Below are 20,530 nucleotides of genomic sequence, written 5' to 3' on the forward strand. Positions count from 1 at the left end.
GATTACCCTGATGAGAACCCCGTGCAGGAGGACTGAGTCGTGCATATTGGTGAGCGTTTCAACAGCATTACCCATCTGGTCGGCGCCGTACTGTCGGTCGTGGGGCTGGCGACGCTCGTCACGATGGGCGCACTCGACGGCGACGCGTACAAGGTGGTCAGCTTCAGTGTCTACGGCGCCATGCTGTTCGTGCTGTATGCTATCTCGACGCTTTACCACAGCGTACGCAATCCGCGTCTCAAAGCAGTTCTTCAAAAATGCGATCATTCGGCGATTTACCTGCTAATTGCCGGCAGTTACACCCCGTTCACACTCGTTACGTTGCGCGGACCGTGGGGCTGGTCGCTGTTCGGCGTGAGCTGGGGGCTCGCAGTCCTCGGCATCGTGCAGGAACTGACGCTCGGGCGGCGCACCCGCAGCGTTTCGATGGTGCTGTATGTCCTGATGGGATGGCTCGCGCTCGTTGCCGTCCGTCCGCTGGTCGGCGCGTTGCCGGCTGCGGGCACCGCCTGGCTCGTGGCCGGCGGAGTCATCTATAGCGCCGGCATCTACTTCTTCATCAACGACGAGCGCATCCGGCACGGACATGGTATCTGGCACCTGTTCGTACTGGCGGGCAGTCTGTGTCAATTCGTCAGTGTCGCGCGCTATGTCGCGTGACACGCCACGGCGACGAAATGCAACTTAAGGCCAGTCAACGTGTCTGCATAGCGCGTTGAAGCATTCGGCACGTATTTTCCGCGTGCCGCCGATTTCTCCGTGACCGGAACTGGGCTCTGGCCTCGAACGCGCCGTCGAAGGCGTGTTGTTGCCGTGCTCGTGCCCGTATGGGCCCGCTCAGGTGTCTGCCTGAGCCCCGTGTACCGTTCGCGTCACTGCATTGCAAAGATCTTTTATGTCTTTTGATTCCCTCGGCTTGTCCGAACCGCTGGTCCGTGCTGTCCTCGAACTTGGCTACACCACGCCGACCCCCATCCAGACGCAGGCCATCCCTGCCGTGCTGAACGGCGGCGACCTGCTGGCCGGCGCACAAACCGGCACCGGCAAGACCGCCGGCTTCACGCTGCCGATCCTGCAGCGCCTGAACACCATGCCCGCCGTCGCCACCGCGTCGGGCAAGCGCGCGGTCCGCGCGCTCATCCTCACGCCGACGCGCGAACTGGCCGCCCAGGTCGAAGAAAGCGTGCGTGCGTACGGCAAGTACCTGAAACTGAAGTCGACCGTGATGTTCGGCGGCGTCGGCATCAATCCGCAAATCGGCGCGCTGCGCAGCGGCGTGGATATCGTGGTCGCGACGCCGGGTCGCCTGCTCGATCACATGCAGCAGAAGACCATCGACCTGTCGCATCTCGAGATTCTCGTGCTCGACGAAGCCGACCGCATGCTCGACATGGGCTTCATCCACGACATCAAACGCGTGCTGGCGAAGCTGCCGCCGAAGCGTCAAAACCTGCTGTTCTCGGCAACGTTCTCGGACGAGATCAAGACGCTCGCCGATAACCTGCTCGACTCGCCGGCGCTGATCGAAGTCGCCCGCCGCAATACGACGGCCGAAACCGTCGCGCAGAAAATTCACCCGGTCGACCGCGACAAGAAACGCGAGTTGCTCACGCATCTGATCAAGCAGCACAACTGGTTTCAGGTGCTGGTGTTTTCGCGCACCAAGCACGGCGCCAATCGTCTCGCCGAGCAGTTGACCAAGGACGGCATCAGCGCGCTGGCGATTCACGGCAACAAGAGCCAGTCGGCGCGCACGCGCGCGCTCGCCGAGTTCAAGGACGGCACGCTGCAGGTGCTGGTCGCCACCGACATCGCCGCACGCGGTATCGACATCGACCAGTTGCCGCACGTGGTCAACTTCGACCTGCCGAACGTGCCGGAAGACTACGTGCACCGCATCGGCCGTACGGGGCGCGCGGGCGCCACGGGCGAGGCGATCTCGCTGGTGTGCGTCGACGAGTTGCAGTTGCTGAAGGACATCGAGAAGCTGATCAAGCGGGCGGTCCCGCAAGAAGTGATTCCGGGCTTCGAACCGGATCCGACGGCGAAGCCGGAACCGATTCTGCGTCGCGGCCAGGGCGGCGGCGGCGGCGGCGGTGGCGGTCGTTCGCCGCGTCAGGGGCAAGGCGCGCCGAAGCGTGACGGCGGCGCGGGCGCGAAGCCGGCGCCGCGTTCGGGACAGCGTCCGGCCAGCAACAACGGTCAGCAGCCGCGTGCGCAAGGCGCAAAGCCGGCCGCGAACGGTAATCAGGCGAACGGCAATGGCGGGCAGGCTCGCCGCGACGGTCAACGTCACGACGACCGTCCGCGCGCCGCCGCGCATGAAGGCAGTGGCGCGCAGCACGCGCCGCGCAAGCCGCAAGCGGGCAAACCGCAAGGCGGCAATCCGGGTGCGTTGCTGGGCGGCGCCAAGCAACGCGGCGACGCGCCGCGCGGTGGTCAGCCTACGCGTAGCGGCCAGCGCGGCCGGTAAGCTTCCGGCGTAAGGGCCCTAAGCCGCAGTCCGAGGCGGGCTGCACGCGTGGGGCTCGATAGCTGCCGCACTTTGCCGGCTAACGGCCGCCCGCTGCGGCCGCCTGCTTGAGGTGCTCGATCTGCCGTTCCCAACGGTCGAGCACCGCTTCTCCCGCACCCTTCTCTCCTTCCAGCTCGAACGTGATGCCGCTCGTCAGGCGCGCATAAGGGACACTCTGCGCTTCCCCCGTGTCGATCGATCCACTCAGATAGATCAGCCCGCTCTCGTCCCCTTCGACGTCGGCGAGCGGCACGACCTGCAACTGCACCTGATAAAAAGCCGCCTCGCAGACGAAACTCAACGCCGCGCGACCGCTTCCGGCAATCGCACGGGCCGCCCGCGCGTTGGGCCACAGCGCGATGCACAGCGTGCGCGAGTCAGGCGCATACAACTCGCCCACGCCGAGCAGCGACGTGCGTATGCGACCTTCGGCATCGACGGTCAAAAGCGACGCGGTGAAGCCGAGCTTGCCGGCCAGCGACGAACCGTCGAGCAGCGCGCGCACGGGCGCGGGCCATTCGTCGAAAACATTCTGGTCGAGTGACTGCGCGGGGATGGAGGGTGGGCTCATGAGATCGATCCGGTTCCGGTTTTCAACGACGCAGACGCAACAAGTACCGCGTCTCGCAAAACAAATGGCCCGCATGAGCGGGCCATTTGTCTTCAATTTTCAAGCTGTTACAGCGAGCCCGTCGCCGGACTCAACGAAAGAACACATGTTGCGTGATCTTGGCGAGCGGGTAATGCACGCCCGGTTGAATTCGCGCCGGCAGGTCGAGCGGCTTGAGCAGCATTTTCACGCACATGTCCGCCGACAGATTGCGCCGCACGAGTGCGTTGATACGCGCTGCCCGCTCGCGGTTGTACGCCGAGTCGTGCACGCGCTCCGGATAGCGAATCGCGAACACATGACGCAACGCGATCTCGGAGTCTTCGTTCTTGATTTCCATCACGCGGCGCATCAGCGCGCCGAGCACGGCGAGACGGCCGTTGCCTTCGATCTTGTTGTACTTCTTGAAAAACTTGAAAAAGTGCTTGTAGTGACGGACTTCGTCGGTGCGGATGTTGTCGGTAATCTGCTTGAGCACCGGCTCGTCCGAGCATTCGCCGATGGCGCGATACAGCGTTGCCGTGCCGGTTTCCACCACGCAACGCGCGACCATTTCCAGCGCACGTGTTTTTTCGAAATCTTCCACGGAGCAGGTCAGCGAATACTCCTCCATGAATTTTTGAAACGCGGTGTCCCAGTCGAACTCGGGCCAAACATACGCAATGTAAGTTTTCAGCGCGCGGCCGTGCTGCATTTCCTCCGGCTCCCATTCCTGGTTGAGCCAGGCCGACACTTCGGGGTCGCCGTCGAAGAACGTGCTGAGATTGCTGGTGTAAAGATCGGTGCCGCTTTCGATGAACGAAGCGGCGCACAACAGTAGCAGCAGATCTTCGTTAGCGACGGCCTTTTGCCGGTCGATGCGGGTGAGGTCGATGTCCTCGATCCGCCAGGGCATGACATGGTTCAGCTCTGTGTGCATCGTGTCTTGCTCCGAAAGCTGTATCGACTCGGGGAGCATGCTGGAAACCGCCCGCTTGCCTGGGCAGCCCGTCGTGTCGGATACAGCGCCTTGAATTGGATTTAATCGCTGGGTCAAATCGACGGGCTCAACCGCCGGGCTCAACCACTTTTGTATCTCGCATCTTAGCCGGTGTCTCGCGACTCTGCAGATAACCCAGCACAGACCATGCCGAGCCGCAGCAGTTCCCATTCCCGCGTAGTCGAAACATTCAGTCGGCGCACGACACACCAATCGCCCTTGGTCGCGTGCGCCGTCGAGTTCGCAATCAGAACCCGGCAGCGAGCCCGTCGCGCCGGCTGTCGCTGGCCGCCACATAGCCGCGCTCGGGTTCGTTGCGATCGAGCTTCCAGATGTACTGGCCCGAGCCAAAGTCCATATACGGGTCGTCGACCGATTTGATGGTGTGACCCATCTTCTGCAGCGCCTCGGCGGTTTTCGGATCGAGCGTCGATTCGATGTCGATGGTGAAGTCGTGATTGACCTTCCAGCGCGGCGCGTCGCATGCGGCCTGCGGCTGCTGGCCGTAGTCCAGCATACGCACGATGGATTGCAGATGCCCTTGCGGTTGCATGTCGCCGCCCATCACGCCGAAGCTCATGACCGCTTCCTGAGCGCCGTCCACCTGTTGCGTGAGGAAGGCCGGAATGATCGTGTGAAAAGGTCGCTTGCCGCCTGCGACGACGTTGGGCGACTTCGGATCCATCGAAAAACCGCAGCCGCGGTTCTGCATCGAGATGCCCATGTCCGGGACGACGATGCCCGAGCCGAAGCCCATGTAATTCGACTGGATGAAGCTGACCATCATGCCGCGCTCGTCCGCCACCGACATGTAGATCGTGCCGCCCGCTTTCGGCATGCCGAAGTCGAACTGGGTGGCGCGCTTGTGGTCGATCAGCTTCGCGCGCGACGTGAGATACGCGTCGTCGAGCATCTGCTCGGGCGTGACTTCCATCGAGCGCGGATCGGCCACGTAGCGGTACACGTCGGCGAACGCCAGCTTCATGGCTTCGATCTGCAGATGCTGCGACTCGACGTTGTCGAGCGCCAGTTCCTTCACGTCGAATTTTTCAAGGATGCCCAGCGCGATCAGTGCGGCGATGCCCTGACCGTTCGGCGGAATTTCGTGCACCGTGTAGCCGCGATAATCCTTGGCAATCGGTTCGACCCAATCGGCGCGGTAGTTGCGCAGGTCGTCGGCATTTAGCGCGCCGCCGCCTTCGCGGGCAAACGCGACGATGCGCTCCGCAATTTCACCTTCGTAGTAAGCACGCGGACCTTGCTCGGCCAGCATGCGCAAGGTCTTCGCATGACCGGGAAACCGCACCAGTTCGCTGACTTCCGGAGCGCGCCCGCGCGGCATGAAGGTTTGAGCGAAGCCGGGCAAGTCTTTCAACTCCGGCACGGCTGCCGCCCATTTATAGGCGACGATGCTCGCCACCGCATGTCCGCGCTCGGCGATTTCGATGGCCGGCTCCATCAGGTCGGCGAACGGCAGGCTGCCGAACTTCTGATGCAACGCCTCCCAGCCGGCAATCACACCCGGCACCGTCACCGCGTCCCAGCCGCGCTTGGGCTGCTGCGCGAGGCCGTTCTGCTCGCCGTATTTGTGCTTGAAGTAATCGACGTTCCAGGCAGCGGGCGCGACGCCCGACGCGTTCAGACCATGCAGTTTCGCGCCGTCCCATACGAGCGCGAACGCATCGCCGCCGAGCCCGCACGAAACCGGTTCGACTACCGTGATGGCGGCCGCGGCGGCGATCGCCGCGTCGACCGCATTGCCGCCTTTCCACAACATGCGCAGTCCGGCTTGCGCGGCCAGCGGATGCGAGGTGGACACGATGTTGCGCGCAAATACCGGCAGGCGCGGCGTCGGGTAGGGGTTTTGCCAGTTGAAGCCAGTCATGTCGGACACTCTCGATAGCGGGAGCCGGCTCGTCGGGGAGGCCGGGCTCCGAAGGTTACGATCAGCCGCGGATAACGTAGCGCAACACGTAGCGCAATACGTAGCGCAATACGTAGCGCAATACGTATCGCAAATAACGCAGCGTAAATCAGCGGACCCGCGATTGCAGCGCGATCCACGCAAAAAGACAAATGCATTTGCTACATGAACGAATTCGTCGAGCGGCTGAATCCGGGCGGGTCTTACAATACCGACCATCCGCGAACGCTTCGCGCACACCTCGTGCATACATCAACGGAACCCATGACCCGAGACCCCCGCCTGACTCTCAATGCCCGGCAGCAGGAACTGCTGGAGTGGGTGCAACGCGACGGCTTCGTGACCGTGGACGACCTGGCGGCACACTTCGACGTCACCCCGCAGACGATCCGCCGCGACGTCAACTGGCTCGCGGACATGAATCTGCTGCGGCGCTATCACGGCGGCGCCAGCCTGCCGACCAGCTCCGAAAACGTCTCGTACACCGCGCGCCAGCGGATGTTCCACGACGAGAAGCGGCGCATCGCCGCGTTAGTGGCCACTCACGTTCCCGACCAGGCCTCGCTGTTCATCAACCTCGGCACGACCACCGAAGAGGTGGCCCGGGCGCTCAACCGGCACCGCGGCTTACGCGTGATCACCAACAACCTGAACGTCGCCAGCATGATGAGCGGCTACCCCGATTGCGAGGTGCTGGTGACGGGCGGCGTCGTCCGGCCTTGGGACAAAGGCATTGTCGGCGAACTGGCAATCGACTTCATCCGGCAATTCAAGGTGGATTTCGCGATCGTCGGCACGTCGAGCATCGAAGCCGACGGCACGCTGCGCGATTTCGACACCCGCGAAGTGCGAGTGGCCGAAGCGATCATGCAGCACGCGCGCACCGTCTTTCTGGCCGCCGACAACTCCAAGTTCGGCCGCCCCGCGCTGGTTCGCCAAGGGCATCTCGACCAGGTAGACGCGTTGTTCACCGACGTCGCCCCGCCCGCCGAGATGAACGAGATTCTCGCCGCCGCCAACTGCCAGGTGTACGTCGCCGGCTAATTGCCGTGCTATTGGCCGGGGTTAGCCCAGCGCTCCCGCTCATGCTGCAGCGCAAACAAAACTTCGAGTGAAATCGCGATTCGGTCCGCGCCCCCAAACCGCCGGAACAGCCGCGCGTTGTCAAAGGGAAAATTTGCTAGCACGCGTTTGGCGTTTAACAGCCCGTTGACTACACTCCAGTTCCCCGGCGTTCGTTCCGCGTTCTGCGGACTTGCCGGCAGCACGAGGCACGGCATCGCACCGCACCGCACCGCGCGCTGAGCTTCACCCTGAGTTGAACCCGAGCTTCACCCCAGTCGCACCTGTTGAGTCCTGCCTCCCGCCCGACCCGCCAGCGGACCTACGGCTTTCCGGCCGATCGCCAATCAGGCTGTCCGCGTTTGCTTGACATGGAGAGAACGATGCTGAGTCCGCATGAATTCGCCACGTTGTTGCTCGTGAAAGACGCCCCGAATCAGGTCGATATGGAAAGAGAGGAGCTCGACGCCCTTCTGGAACGGCAGCTGGTTCAACTCGAACGGCTCGCGTCAGGCAACGAGGAGTGGCGTATTACCGAATCCGGCGACAGCGCTTTGCGAGCCATCAAGCGTCACTCGTGAACCAACCGCCGCAATGAGCCGGATGCCGGTCGAACCGGCATCCGGCTTTTCACGTCCCTCCAGGTTCCCCGCCGCGAAGCTGCCGGAACGACAGCCCAATCCCAAGCCTCACCCGTTGCGCAGCGTCGGATCGACCGCCGCGCGCCAACTCAACGCCCGCGCCCGCTGATCGGTTAGAAACGCCACCCACTGATTGCGCACCTGCGGGTCGGCGCTCGCGCCCTCACTCGTATAGTGCTGCGCAAGCGCAGCCTGAAACCCGCAAAAATCCTCTTTCGGCAACTTGCCCCGCCGGCTCGCTACATACGCATCGAACAGCGCGGCGTAGACGCCCTGGGCGTCGCTGCCGTAATCGACCGGCTGGGCGCTGCACATCTGCTGCAAGGCTGCGAACGACGGCGCGCCGGCCGTTCCGCTCAAACTCGGCGAGCTGACGCATCCGTTCAGGAGCATAGCGGCGCCGATCATCCAGATTCCACGCATGAATTCACCTCGAAATGAGTGCTGTCGAGAGTATCGTCCGTGGCCGCGCGTTGCGCCACCCTCATCGCCAATCGGCCAAGGGCGCTTCGGATTTCGGCCAGATGTTGAACCGCCTGAATCGAACTTTACTTTTTCGAATGTGTTCATTAGAGTTCGCAAACGAACATCGAGGGGAGCGGGGAACCCGGTGAGAATTCGATTGGTGTCCCCACGTGCTCCAAACCATCCAGCAAGGAATCCATCCGGTGACGCAAGGCTCGAAATACGATCTGCTGGTGGTCGGTGGCGGAATCAACGGTGCGGGAATTGCCCGCGATGCGGCCGGCCGCGGCCTGTCGGTGCTGTTGTGCGAGCAGGACGATCTCGCCGCGCACACCTCGTCGGCGAGTACCAAGCTGATCCACGGCGGCCTGCGTTACCTCGAGTACCGCGAGTTCGGCCTGGTCCGCAAAGCCTTGCAGGAGCGCGAAACGCTGCTGCGCGCCGCGCCGCACATCATGTGGCCCTTGCGTTTCGTGATGCCGCACATGCCCGATCTGCGTCCCGCCTGGATGATCCGCGCGGGCCTCTTCCTCTACGATCACCTCGCGCGGCGCGAATTGCTGCCGGGCTCGCGCGGCGTGCTGATGCGCGACCACCCGGCCGGCGCGCCGCTGATCGACTCGATCAAACGTGGTTTCGTCTATTCGGACGGTTGGGTCGACGATGCCCGACTCGTCGTGCTGAACGCGCTGGGTGCGCAGGAGCGCGGCGCACGAATCCTCACGCGAACCCGGCTGATCAGTGCGAAACGCGTGGGCACTGAGTGGCAGGCACGGCTTCAGCAAGCGAACGGGACTGTCCTCGACATCACAGCCGCCGCCATCGCCAACGCCGCGGGTCCGTGGGTCGGCGAACTGCTGCAAGGCGCGCTCGGCCGCAAGGCGTCGCATAGCGTGCGGCTCGTCAAGGGCAGCCATATCGTGACGCGTCGGCTCTTCGAGCACGACCACGCGTACATCTTCCAGAATCCGGACAAGCGCATCATCTTCGCGATTCCGTACGAGCAGGACTACACGCTGATCGGCACGACCGACATCGAATATCGCGGCGACCCGTCGAAGGTCGCGATCGACGCCGGAGAAATTCAATATCTGTGCGACTCGATCAACCGCTATTTCAAACAGAAAATCTCGCCGCAAGACGTTCGCTGGACCTACTCCGGGGTGCGCCCGCTGCTTGAGGAAGAAGGCGCGGACAATCCCTCGGCCGTGACGCGCGACTACTCGCTGGAACTCGACGCGCCCGAAGGCGGGGCCGCCTTGCTGTCGGTGTTCGGCGGCAAGATCACGACCTTTCGCAAGCTCGCCGAAGAAGCCGTCGATAAGCTCGCGCCCGCTCTGCACAACACGGCCCCGGCGTGGACGGCCGGCGCAGCGTTGCCCGGCGGCGATATTCCACGGGCCGATTTCGCGGGTTTCCTGCGCGGATTCCAGCAACGGCATTCATGGCTGCCCGCCGATCTGGCGCACCGCCTGGCCCGCGCGTACGGTACGCGGGCGGAGCAGGTCATCGGCAACGCAGAGGCACTAACCGGTCTCGGTCGCGTGTTCGCGCCCGGGCTCTACGAAAACGAACTGGTTTATTTGCGCGACGCCGAGTGGGCCCGCAGCGCGCAGGACGTACTATGGCGGCGCTCGAAGCTCGGTCTGCACGTCGAAGCCGGCACGCTCGACAGCGTGACGCGCGAGATCGACGCGTGGTTTGCCGGCGCAACGGAGCGCCACATCGCCTGACGCAAACCCGGACCCGCAGCACACTAACCATAACCAGCCGTTCCCATCGCCGCCCTACCATGGCGGCGATTCGAAACACGCATGGAGAGACAGATGCAGGACCAGTACATCCTCGCGCTCGACCAGGGCACGACCAGCTCGCGCGCGATGCTGTTCGACCGGCTCGGCAATATCGTGTCGACGGCCCAGAAGGAATTCCAGCAGATCTACCCGCACCCCGGCTGGGTCGAGCACGATCCGCAGGAAATCTGGTCGACGCAAGCCGGCGTCGCGGCCGAAGCGGTCACGCGCGCCGGGCTGAACGGCAGCGCAATCGCCGCCATCGGCATGACCAACCAGCGCGAGACCACCATCGTGTGGGACCGCGAGACCGGCCGGCCGATCTATAACGCGATCGTCTGGCAGGACCGCCGCACCGCCGACTTCTGCGACCAGCTGAAAGACCAGGGCCTCGAAGCACAGATCCGCGCGAAAACCGGCCTGCCGATCGACTCGTATTTCTCGGCGACCAAGATCCGCTGGATTCTCGAGAACGTCGACGGCGCGCGCGAGAAGGCGCGCCAGGGGCGCCTCGCCTTCGGCACGGTGGACAGCTGGCTGGTGTGGAATTTCACCAAGGGCAGCCTGCACATCACCGATGTCACGAACGCGTCGCGCACGCTGCTTTTCAATATCCACACGCTGCAATGGGACGACGAACTGCTCGACGTGTTCGACATTCCGCGCAGCATGCTGCCGGAAGTGCGCGCGTCGTCCGAGGTGTACGGTCCCGTCAAAACGACCGTCTTCGCTTCGCAGATTCCGCTCGCGGGCATCGCCGGCGATCAGCACGCGGCGCTGTTCGGCCAGATGTGCACGCGCTCGGGCATGGTGAAGAACACTTACGGGACCGGCTGCTTCCTCGTGATGAACACCGGCGACAAGCCGATCGAGTCGAGCAACGCGCTGGTCACCACGATTGCGTGGCAGATCGGCGAGCGCGTCGACTATGCGCTCGAAGGCAGCATCTTCATTGCGGGCGCGGTGGTGCAATGGCTGCGCGACGGCCTGGGCATCATCCGTCATGCCGGGGAGATCGAAGCACTCGCGCGCAGCGTGCCGCACAGCGACGGCGTGTATATGGTGCCGGCCTTCGCGGGTCTCGGCGCGCCGCACTGGAATGCGCGCGCGCGCGGCACGCTGTTCGGCGTGACGCGCGGCACGACCGCGGCGCATATCGCCCGCGCCGCGCTCGATTCCATCGCGTATCAGTCGGTGGATGTCCTGAAAGCGATGGAAGCCGACTCCGGCATGCGCATCGACGAACTGCGAGTGGACGGCGGCGCGTGCGCGAACGATCTGCTGATGCAGTTCCAGGCAGACATGCTCGGGGTGGATGCCGTGCGTCCGCGCGTCGTGGAAACCACTGCACTAGGAGCGGCCTATCTGGCGGGCCTCGCGGTCGGCTACTGGAAAGACGTGGAGGAATTGCAAAGCCAGTGGCAACTCGAACACCGCTTCACGCCCGCGCTGCCGGGCGCCGAGGTCGAGGCCTGCCTGAACGGCTGGCACCGCGCGATCCGCGCCGCCAAAGCGTGGGCGGATACGGCCTGAGCACAACGGCTGGCGGGACAGCAAGCGGTGCCGCGCACTGCGACGTCGCTGCCGCGCAGTCGCCGGCAAAGCACGTATCATGCTGCTTTCAAACTCCATGCGGGGCTTGCCCCGCATCCCCGCTTTTTCCGTTCCCAAGCATGATCGACCATCTCATCTGTGACTGCGACGGCGTGCTCGTCGACAGCGAAATCATCGCCGACCGCGTGATGCTCGACACGCTCAGCGCCACCTTCCCCGGCGTCGATTTCAAACCCGTCGTCAAAACGGCATTCGGCCAGCAGACCTCGCGTTTTCTCGAAGGCATCGAGAAAACGTTCGATATCCAGCTGCCGCCGAATTTCATCGATACGATCGAACACAACGTCGAACTCGAACTGGCGGCCTCGCTTAGTCCGATCAACGGCGTGCGCGATGCGTTGCAACGCGTCAGCCTGCCGGCGGCCGTGGTGTCGAACAGCCGCCTGTCGCGCGTGAATGCGTCCGTGCGCCGCGCGGGCTTGCAGCAGATTTTCGGCGAGCGCATTTTCAGCGCCGAACAGGTCGCGCGGCCGAAGCCTTATCCCGATGTCTATCTGTTCGCGGCAAGCACGCTGGGCGTCGAGCCGTCACGCTGCGTCGTGGTGGAAGACAGCGTTGCCGGCCTGAACGCGGCGCGCGCGGCGGGCATGAAAACCATCGCCTTCGTCGGCGCGAGCCATATTCCCGATGGCTATGCGGACGCGCTGCGCAAGATGGGCATGACGCGGATCATGAAGCACATGGACGAACTTCCTGCGCTGATCGAAGCCGGCGTGCGCGGCGAGTTCGGCGACGTGCAGTCGTAGCCGCCGCAGCAGCCACACACATCGACTCAGACAAAAAAGGCCGGCCGCGTGCTTCACAGGCGGCCGGCCTTCTCGTCATTCAAAGCGGTTCAGCCGCGAGTCAAGCCTCGTCGGCCACGCACTCACGCACGATCGCCAACGCCTGGCGAAACTCCACCAGTTCGGCAATCGTCAGCATCGGCAGATTGTGTTGCTGGGCGAAACGTTCGACGTCGGCGCCGCGCGTCATCGTGCCGTCGGCATTCATCAGTTCGCACAGCACGCCGGCCGGCTTCAGACCCGCGAGCACCGCGAGGTCGACCGTTCCTTCGGTATGACCGCGCCGCGCCAGCACGCCGCCCGGTTGCGCGCGCAACGGAAACACGTGACCCGGACGGACGATGTCGGCCGGCTTCGCCGAATCGGCGATTGCCGCGCGAATGGTCGTGACGCGATCGAGCGCGGACACGCCGGTCGTCACACCGTCGCGCGCTTCGATCGACACCGTGAAGGCCGTGCCGTGACGGCTTTCGTTGTTGACGGCCATCGGCGGCAATTCGAGCGCGCGGATTTTTTCGTCGGGCAGACACAGGCAGACAATGCCGCTGCATTCGCGGATCAGCAACGCCATGGTTTCGACGGACAGACGTTCGGCGGACACGATCAGATCGGCTTCGTTCTCACGGTCGTGGTCGTCCTGCAGCACGACGGCGCGGCCATCGCGCATGGCCTGCAAGGCGGCGGCGATACGCGGCGGAACGGCTTCGGTGGCGAGCAACGGGAGATCGAGCGACGCGTCGTCGGCGATCACGGACGGAGGGGGAAAAGTAGCAAAAGACATAATTGAAACGCTCATCGCAGAAAGTGGGGCGAAAAACGTTTCAGGGCATTGCAAACAGACAAAGACGCACCGCTGAACGCCGCACAAGGCGACGCACGCGCACCGCTAGACTTCCTGCGACACGGCGGAGACGAACCTGACTATCTGCACATCTTCTTTCATCCGGACTCTGACCGTCGGCTCTGGCTTCTCACCAGATCTGCTGACCCCGCCGGCTTTCCATGAACTGAAAACCAAATGAACGCGGGCGCTCGCGGGCTCGCCGGCTCACGCTTTCGCGCTGCCCGGCATACCGCCGGTGGGGAATTTCACCCCGCCCTGAAGACGCACTGATTGCCGGACTGACCGGCGGGCAAAGCATACAACAGTCGCGTCGCGCATGCAGCGCAACACGAATCGGCGAGCCGTACGCGCTGACCGCTGCAAGCACGACTCGACGCAACAAACGAAAAACTCAAACCGGTGCCGGCTGACGCGTCGCGTCGGTCGCGGCGGGCACGTCCCAACGCGGCGGCGTTTCCGCTTTCAGCGTCACGCGAAATGCGCGCGCTTCCGTATCGCCCGGATTACGCAGACTGTGCGGCTGGTCGGCGTCGAACACGATCGCGTCGCCGGTAGCCAGCAACTGGCGCTGGTCGTGCACGCTGACTTCCAGCGTGCCTTCGCTCACCACCAGATTCACCGTGGTGCCCGGCGCGCGGCGAATGCCGGCTTCGGTATGCAACGGCGCAATCCGCAATTCGTGGAACTCGGCGGCAGTCGGCTCGGCATCTGGATAAAGCGGGCGAGCCGAATAGCGGCCGTTCGCGCTCACCAGACGCGACGAGCGGTCGGCTGGCAGATGTTCGAAACCGTTGGTTGCGTGGCGGCGCAGGAAAGCGGCGACCGACACCTTGAGCGCTGCTGCCACCTTGCAGAGCACCTTGATGGACGGCACGCTGCGCGCCGATTCGATCTGCGCGAGCATGGCGCGCGAGACGCCCGAGGCGCGGGCCAGCGCGTCGAGCGACAGTTGCCGCTCGGCGCGCAAACGCGCGAGATTCACGCCGACCAGATGTTCGAGCGCATCGAGAGGTTCGGCGCCACGAACCGCCGGATCGGCGTCGGTAGCGGGATCGCGAACGAGCGCAAGCGGGGAATGCATGATTGCCTCCTGAAGCACCGCCACGAAGGCGGGCAAGCGGTTAGTGGAAGCAAGATAGCATTGCGTCACGCTCAGCCCAACGAAGTTATCTTCACACTGTTATCAGCATTGCGGAGGACGATTCTCGCAAAGCTTGTGCGAAAAATTCATATGGCCTGAGCAGGCGCTGTGCAGACAATGACAGCGAGCAAGGCGAGTCTTCGATCCTTATCTCGTCTCAGGCCCGTCTGCGGTCCAACTCAGGCGCGCTGCACGGCACGCGCGGTGGGCGCATCCATACGCGCCGCGATCCACGTCACCAGCAAGGCCGCGATGCTCACGGCCGCCGCGACCCACGGCAGCGTATCGAGCGCGTGACCGTGACCGATGACGAGCCCGCCGAGCCACGCGCCGCCCGCATTGCCGACGTTGAACGCGCCGATATTCAGCGTGGACGCCAGATTCGGCGCCGCCGCGGCCTTTTCGACGACGCGCATCTGCAACGGCGGCACGGTGGCGAACGCGGCGATGCCCCACACGAAAATGGTGATGGCGGCCGCCACCTGCGAATGGCTGGTGCGCGCGAAGATCGCCATCACCACCGCCAGCGCGACGAGAATGCCCATCAACGAAGGCATCAACGCCCGGTCCGCCAATTTTCCACCGACCGTGTTGCCGATCGTGAGCCCCACGCCGAACAGCACGAGAATCAACGTGACGCCGCGCGGCGAGAAACCGCTCACCTGTTCGAGGATGGGCGCGATATAGGTGAACACCACGAATACGCCGCCGAAGCCGAGCACGGTCATAGCGAGCGCGGTCCAGACTTGCGGGTCTTTCAGCACGCGCACTTCGTGGCCGAGGCCGACCGGTCCGCTGTCGTGACGATTTGGCACCAGCGCCGTGACACCTACTAGCGACAGCACGCCGAACACGCTGACGATCCAGAACGCCGCGCGCCAGCCGAACTGCTGCCCGACAAAAGTGCCGAACGGCACGCCGAGCACGTTCGCGAGCGTCAAGCCGGTGAACATGAGCGCGATCGCACTGGCGCGCTTTTCGGCCGGCACGAGCGACGCCGCCACCACCGCGCCGATGCCGAAGAACGAGCCGTGCGCGAACGACGTGACCACCCGCGCGATCATCAGCACGGAATAGCTGGGCGCGATCGCGCACAGCGTGTTGCCGACGATGAACACGCCCATCAGCAACTGCAGCGCGAGCTTGCGTGGCATCTTGCTGGTCAGCACCGCGAGCAGCGGCGCACCGACCGCGACGCCCAGCGCATAGCCGCTCACCAGCAGCCCCGCTGACGGAATGGACACCGCGAGATCGCGCGCCACGTCGGGCAATAGGCCCATGATCACGAACTCCGTCGTGCCGATGGCGAAGGCGCTGATCGCGAGCGCCAGTAAAGGGATGGGCATTTTTCTACTCCAGGGTTTCAGGGTTGTGCGTGTTCGGGCGAGCTCACGAATTCGACGACGACGCCCGGCGCGAGGGCGACGAACAATTGCACCTCGGCGGCTTGGGGGCCGCGTTGCGGCACCTCGGCGCGCTGATACGGCCAGCCGGTTGCGCGCAGGCGTTGCAGCAGCGCCTGCCACTCGGCCACGCTGTCGATCCGCAACGCGATGTGATCGATACGCGGCGCGCTGCGCCCGGTGGCGGCCGGCATGGTTGCGTCGATCAGATGAATCAGCGCGCGGCCGTTCGCATACAGCCAGGCGCCATCGACCGAAAACGGCGGCCTCGCGCCGTCGGCAAGGCCGACGACATCGACGAAGAAGCGTCGGGCCGTATCGAGGTCGGCGGTAACGATCGTGGCGTGATCGAGTTGCATGGCGGAAAACGGCGCTGCCGCCGTCTCAGGGTTTTCGAGGAGTGGATTGTCGCTGCGCCGCGTCATTTTGATAATTGGCGTAGCATTTGAAGCATTTTCAAATTCTGCTTGAAAGTCGTGAGATGGATAACCTTGGTGACATCCGCCTGTTCGTCGAAGCCGCGTTGCAGGGCAGCCTGTCCGCCGCGGGCCGCAAGCTCGGTCTGACGCCGGCTGCCGCGAGCGCGCGTCTGGCCAAGCTCGAAGCCGGCCTGAAAGCGCGCCTGTTCGAACGCACTACCCGCCAGTTGAGGCTGACCGACGAAGGCCGGCTTTATCTCAATTGCTGCCGTCAGGCGCTGCAATCGCTCGACGACGCCGAAGCGGCGCTGCATGCCGGTCAGGGCGTGGTCCGCGGCAAGGTGCGCATTTCGGCGACCTCCGACTTCGGCCGCAATCTGCTGATGCACTGGCTGGACGAGTTCAACGTGCTGTATCCGGAAGTGACCTTCGCGCTGACGCTGTCGGACTCGCTGGCCAATCTCGTGCAGGAAGACATCGATCTGGCGATTCGCTTCGGCGTACCGCAGGACAGTTCGCTGGTGGCGCGCAAGCTGGCGCCGAACCGGCGCGTGCTGTGCGCGTCGCCGGACTACATCGCGCGCAAGGGTGAGCCGGAGGACCCGCACGATCTGGCGAATTTCGACTGCATCGTGCTCGGCACCGCGTCGGGCCGCGCCAACGAATGGCGCTTTACGCGCGGCGCCGAGGTGCAGCACTACACCGTGCCGTTCGACTCCGCGCGCGAAACCAACGACGGCGCGGTGGCCCGCGAATGGGCGCTGCGCGGCTACGGCATCGTCATCAAGTCGATGTGGGACGTACAAGCCGATCTGCGTGCCGATGGGCTGAAAATCCTGTTGCCCGACTGGCGTTACCCGGACGCCCCGCTGCATGCGCTCTATCACCGCAACCGCTTCATGGCGCCGCGCGTGCGCGTGCTGCTGGACTTCCTGAGCGAGCGTTTCGCGCAGGTGTCGGGGGAACTGGAACGGCTGCTGGGCTTGCCGCCCGGGCCCGATCCCGACGAAACGGCCGCTGAAACCGCTTCCGGTGAAGGGCTATAATCCCGAATTACGCTAAAAACGGGCACGGTGGCTAGCAAACGCCGCCCATCGCACCGCCCCCACTTCACCTTTAATTGACGCCCCCAGGTTAACCACTGCGACCGGCGAAATTCGATGACCAAGAAAGTTTATGTAAAGACGTTCGGCTGCCAGATGAACGAGTACGACTCCGACAAGATGGTCGACGTACTCGGCGCGGCGGACGGACTTGTCAAGACCGACACGCCGGAAGACGCGGACGTGATTCTGTTCAACACGTGCTCGGTACGTGAAAAAGCCCAGGAAAAAGTGTTCTCCGACCTCGGCCGCGTGCGCGAGCTGAAGGAAGCGAATCCCAACCTCATCATCGGCGTCGGCGGCTGCGTCGCCAGTCAGGAAGGCGCGGCGATCGTCGCCCGCGCGCCATACGTGGACCTCGTGTTCGGTCCGCAAACGCTGCACCGTCTGCCGCAGATGATCGACCAGCGCCGCGCCAGCGGCCGCGCCCAGGTCGACATCTCGTTCCCGGAAATCGAAAAGTTCGATCACCTGCCGCCGGCCCGTGTCGACGGCCCGAGCGCGTTCGTGTCGATCATGGAAGGCTGTAGCAAGTACTGCAGCTATTGCGTGGTGCCGTACACGCGCGGTGAGGAAGTGTCGCGCCCGCTCGACGACGTGCTGACCGAAATCGCCGGTCTCGCCGACCAGGGCGTGCGCGAAGTCACGCTGCTCGGCCAGAACGTGAACGCATACCGAGCCGGCATTACGCTCGGTTCGACCGACCTCGCCGACTTTGCGACGCTGATCGAATACGTCGCGGACATTCCGGGCATCGAGCGGATTCGCTACACCACGTCGCATCCGAAGGAATTCACGCAGCGCCTGATCGACACCTACGCGAAGGTGCCCAAGCTCGTCAGCCATTTGCACCTGCCGGTGCAGCACGGCTCCGACCGCATCCTGATGGCGATGAAGCGCGGCTACACGGTGCTCGAATACAAGTCGGTCATTCGCAAGCTGCGCGCGATCCGCCCGGACCTGTCGCTGTCGACCGACATGATCGTCGGCTTCCCCGGCGAGACGGAAGAAGACTTCGACAAGATGATGGCGCTCGTGCACGAGATGCAATACGACACCAGCTTCTCGTTCATCTACAGCCCGCGCCCCGGCACGCCGGCCGCGAATCTGCACGACGACACGCCGCGCGAGGTCAAGCTCAAGCGGCTGCAGCATCTGCAGGCCACCATCGAAGAAAACGTGCAGCGCATTAGCGACGCGATGGTCGGCAAGATCGAGCGCATTCTGGTCGAGCGCCCGGCGCGCAAGGACCCGAACGAACTCGCGGGCCGCACCCAGAACAACCGCGTGGTGAATTTCCCGGCGCCGCTCGCGTCGCACGCGCGTCTGATCGGGCAGATGGTGGACGTGAAAATCGTCCACGCCTACCCACACTCGCTGCGGGGCGAACTCGTGCTGGTGCACGACGACGCCACCGCGACGACGCATTGAGCGGCTTCGATGCAACCACACTGAAGAGCCGTGACTTGCGGCTCGCTTAAAAGCTGCACTTTTAGCCCCACTTTCAAGCCACGCCCACCGCGTCTCGAAACCGACAGGATCGAAACACCGCCTTGAAGACCACTCAGCCGCATCTGGAATTCACCGCACCGCGCGACGACAACGCGCGGCTCGCCAACCTCTGCGGACCGCTCGACGAGAATCTGCGGCAGATCGAGCAGGCGCTCGACGTCACGCTGCAACGCCGGGGTCATCGCATCACGATTCGCGGTCGCGGCTCGAAGCTCGCGCTCACCGCGCTCGAAAAGTTCTACGAGAAAGCGGGCGCGCCGCTATCGGTCGACGACATCCAGCTCGCGCTGGTCGAAGTGCGTCATCCGGCGCGGCATCGTGCGAACGGCCACGCGCAGGGCACGGAAGACCTCGACCCGCGCTTCCCCGGCAACCCCGACCATCCATTCGACCAGCCCGCCGACACCGGCGACGAAGATCCCGAAACGGTCGGCCCGAAGCTGTACACGCGGCGCGCCGATCTGCGCGGCCGCACGCCCGCGCAGCGCGAGTATCTGAAGCAGATCATCGCGCACGACGTGACCTTCGGCATCGGCCCGGCGGGTACGGGCAAGACGTATCTGGCGGTGGCCTGCGCGGTGGATGCGCTCGAGCGCGATCAGGTCAAACGCATCGTGCTGACGCGGCCAGCCGTGGAAGCCGGCGAGCGGCTCGGCTTCCTGCCGGGCGATCTCGCGCAGAAGGTCGATCCGTATCTGCGACCGCTCTACGACGCGCTGTACGACCTGCTCGGCTTCGACAAGACCGCCAAGATGTTCGAGCGGCAGATGATCGAAATCGCGCCGCTCGCGTACATGCGCGGCCGCACGCTGAACCACGCGTTCATCATCCTCGACGAGGCGCAGAACACCACGCCCGAACAGATGAAGATGTTCCTCACGCGCATCGGCTTCGGCTCGAAAGCGGTGGTGACCGGCGACACGACCCAGGTCGACTTGCCGCGCGGCCACAAGAGCGGCCTGATCGAAGCGCAGCAGGTGCTCTCCGACGTGCGCGGCATCGCCCTAACACGATTTACGAGCGCCGATGTGGTACGCCATCCACTGGTCGCACGAATTGTGGAGGCGTACGATGCCCATGCGCTTAAGCACGCCAATCCGGCGGACTCACGCTGACACGTCGATAATTTTGTCGGCACGCCCGTCGACGAACGCTGACCGGCGGCGTGATTCGCGGCGCCGGCCGGCGTCGGGCACGCCGAAGTCCACGCCGAAGTCCACGCATCCCCACTCACACGCATGAGCCGCACCCCGAAACTGACGTTGAATCTGCAATTCCCGGCCGCCAAAGCCTGGCCCGAACACAAGGCGCTGCTGCCGCGCGCCACGGTGGCCGGCTGGATCAAGGCCGCCCTCTTCGGCGACGGCGAACTGACGGTGCGTTTCGTCGACGCCGAAGAGGGCCGCACGCTCAACCGCACCTATCGCGGCAAAGACTACTCGACCAACGTGCTGACTTTCGCCTACGCCGAATCGGAAGACGATCCGGTCACGGGCGATCTGATCCTGTGCTGCCCGGTCGTCGAGAAAGAAGCGGCCGAGCAGGGCAAGCCGCTTCTTGCCCATTACGCGCATCTGCTGGTGCACGGCACGCTCCACGCGCAGGGCTACGACCACGAGGTCGAAGCCGAAGCCGAAGAAATGGAAGCCATCGAAACCGAGATTCTCGGCAAGCTCGGCTTTCCCGATCCTTATCAATAGCCGTCGTCCACCGCACCCGA

The 20,530-nt window shown here is 64.2% G+C and carries 19 protein-coding genes and 1 riboswitch; of the genes, 11 read left to right on the forward strand and 8 right to left on the reverse strand.

The features are described 5' to 3' along the window. The first annotated feature begins 39 nt into the window (after positions 1-39). Together trhA and FQ746_RS23700 are read left to right on the forward strand one after the other, a co-directional pair. Positions 40-660, forward strand: a complete 621-nt coding sequence (trhA, locus tag FQ746_RS23695) for a PAQR family membrane homeostasis protein TrhA (RefSeq protein WP_144112056.1) — start codon at positions 40-42, stop codon at positions 658-660. A gap of 235 nt (positions 661-895) precedes the next feature. After that, the gene (locus tag FQ746_RS23700) at positions 896-2,473 is read left to right on the forward strand and encodes a DEAD/DEAH box helicase (protein WP_144112057.1); all 1,578 of its coding nucleotides are present in this window, start codon (positions 896-898) and stop codon (positions 2,471-2,473) included. A 79-nt stretch (positions 2,474-2,552) separates the two neighbouring features. Here the strand turns inward: FQ746_RS23700 and FQ746_RS23705 are convergent, their stop codons facing one another. From FQ746_RS23705 to ggt, 3 genes are all read right to left on the reverse strand, one after another. Next, the gene (locus FQ746_RS23705; protein ID WP_144112058.1) at positions 2,553-3,086 is read right to left on the reverse strand and encodes a hypothetical protein; all 534 of its coding nucleotides are present in this window, start codon (positions 3,084-3,086) and stop codon (positions 2,553-2,555) included. Between the two features lie 130 nt (positions 3,087-3,216). After that, the gene (locus FQ746_RS23710; RefSeq protein ID WP_144112059.1) at positions 3,217-4,044 is read right to left on the reverse strand and encodes a ferritin-like domain-containing protein; all 828 of its coding nucleotides are present in this window, start codon (positions 4,042-4,044) and stop codon (positions 3,217-3,219) included. Positions 4,045-4,351: 307 nt separating this feature from the next. Continuing rightward, positions 4,352-5,989, reverse strand: coding sequence for a gamma-glutamyltransferase (gene ggt, locus FQ746_RS23715; protein WP_144112060.1), 1,638 nt, complete (start codon positions 5,987-5,989; stop codon positions 4,352-4,354). 303 nt (positions 5,990-6,292) lie between these two features. On the opposite strand from ggt, the gene FQ746_RS23720 reads away from it, so the two are divergent. Both FQ746_RS23720 and FQ746_RS23725 read left to right on the forward strand, forming a co-directional pair. After that, positions 6,293-7,072, forward strand: coding sequence for a DeoR/GlpR family DNA-binding transcription regulator (locus FQ746_RS23720; RefSeq protein ID WP_144112268.1), 780 nt, complete (start codon positions 6,293-6,295; stop codon positions 7,070-7,072). A 401-nt stretch (positions 7,073-7,473) separates the two neighbouring features. Next, positions 7,474-7,671: a hypothetical protein gene (locus FQ746_RS23725; protein WP_186310821.1), complete on the forward strand. Its 198-nt coding sequence runs from the start codon at positions 7,474-7,476 to the stop codon at positions 7,669-7,671. A gap of 108 nt (positions 7,672-7,779) precedes the next feature. Here the strand turns inward: FQ746_RS23725 and FQ746_RS23730 are convergent, their stop codons facing one another. Continuing rightward, the gene (locus FQ746_RS23730; RefSeq protein ID WP_144112062.1) at positions 7,780-8,154 is read right to left on the reverse strand and encodes a hypothetical protein; all 375 of its coding nucleotides are present in this window, start codon (positions 8,152-8,154) and stop codon (positions 7,780-7,782) included. 245 nt (positions 8,155-8,399) lie between these two features. Between FQ746_RS23730 and glpD the strand changes: the two genes are divergently transcribed. From glpD to FQ746_RS23745, 3 genes are all read left to right on the forward strand, one after another. Next, a complete protein-coding gene (gene glpD / locus FQ746_RS23735) occupies positions 8,400-9,929 on the forward strand; it encodes a glycerol-3-phosphate dehydrogenase (protein ID WP_144112270.1) in 1,530 nt (509 codons plus the stop codon). A gap of 93 nt (positions 9,930-10,022) precedes the next feature. Next, positions 10,023-11,522: a glycerol kinase GlpK gene (gene glpK / locus FQ746_RS23740; RefSeq protein WP_144112272.1), complete on the forward strand. Its 1,500-nt coding sequence runs from the start codon at positions 10,023-10,025 to the stop codon at positions 11,520-11,522. A gap of 140 nt (positions 11,523-11,662) precedes the next feature. Continuing rightward, positions 11,663-12,349, forward strand: a complete 687-nt coding sequence (locus FQ746_RS23745) for an HAD family hydrolase (RefSeq protein WP_144112063.1) — start codon at positions 11,663-11,665, stop codon at positions 12,347-12,349. A 100-nt stretch (positions 12,350-12,449) separates the two neighbouring features. On the opposite strand, the gene ribB is transcribed toward FQ746_RS23745, so the two are convergent. From ribB to FQ746_RS23765, 4 genes are all read right to left on the reverse strand, one after another. Further along, positions 12,450-13,169: a 3,4-dihydroxy-2-butanone-4-phosphate synthase gene (gene ribB, locus FQ746_RS23750; RefSeq protein WP_144112064.1), complete on the reverse strand. Its 720-nt coding sequence runs from the start codon at positions 13,167-13,169 to the stop codon at positions 12,450-12,452. A gap of 146 nt (positions 13,170-13,315) precedes the next feature. Further along, positions 13,316-13,499: riboswitch (FMN riboswitch) on the reverse strand. 124 nt (positions 13,500-13,623) lie between these two features. Continuing rightward, positions 13,624-14,313, reverse strand: coding sequence for a helix-turn-helix domain-containing protein (locus tag FQ746_RS23755; RefSeq protein WP_144112065.1), 690 nt, complete (start codon positions 14,311-14,313; stop codon positions 13,624-13,626). Positions 14,314-14,552: 239 nt separating this feature from the next. Next, on the reverse strand, positions 14,553-15,719 hold the full coding sequence (locus FQ746_RS23760) for an MFS transporter (RefSeq protein ID WP_144112066.1): 1,167 nt from the start codon (positions 15,717-15,719) through the stop codon (positions 14,553-14,555). Between the two features lie 17 nt (positions 15,720-15,736). After that, positions 15,737-16,135, reverse strand: coding sequence for a VOC family protein (locus FQ746_RS23765; protein ID WP_144112067.1), 399 nt, complete (start codon positions 16,133-16,135; stop codon positions 15,737-15,739). Between the two features lie 122 nt (positions 16,136-16,257). Here FQ746_RS23765 and FQ746_RS23770 point away from each other — a divergent pair, with 122 nt between their 5' ends. The 4 genes from FQ746_RS23770 (at position 16,258) to ybeY (ending at position 20,510) form a co-directional block, all read left to right on the forward strand. Further along, positions 16,258-17,241 (forward strand): LysR family transcriptional regulator, encoded by a 984-nt coding sequence (locus tag FQ746_RS23770; protein WP_144112068.1) that lies wholly within the window; start codon positions 16,258-16,260, stop codon positions 17,239-17,241. Between the two features lie 114 nt (positions 17,242-17,355). Next, positions 17,356-18,729 carry a tRNA (N6-isopentenyl adenosine(37)-C2)-methylthiotransferase MiaB gene (gene miaB, locus FQ746_RS23775; protein ID WP_144112069.1) on the forward strand — a complete coding sequence of 458 codons (1,374 nt, stop codon included), beginning with the start codon at positions 17,356-17,358 and terminating at the stop codon, positions 18,727-18,729. 122 nt (positions 18,730-18,851) lie between these two features. Beyond that, the gene (locus FQ746_RS23780; protein WP_144112070.1) at positions 18,852-19,925 is read left to right on the forward strand and encodes a PhoH family protein; all 1,074 of its coding nucleotides are present in this window, start codon (positions 18,852-18,854) and stop codon (positions 19,923-19,925) included. A gap of 123 nt (positions 19,926-20,048) precedes the next feature. Beyond that, entirely contained in the window at positions 20,049-20,510 is a 462-nt protein-coding gene (gene ybeY / locus FQ746_RS23785; protein WP_144112071.1) for an rRNA maturation RNase YbeY, read from the forward strand. Positions 20,511-20,530 lie beyond the last annotated feature (20 nt).

Source organism: Paraburkholderia sp. BCC1886 (assembly GCF_900996245.1).
Taxonomy (GTDB): Bacteria; Pseudomonadota; Gammaproteobacteria; order Burkholderiales; family Burkholderiaceae; genus Paraburkholderia.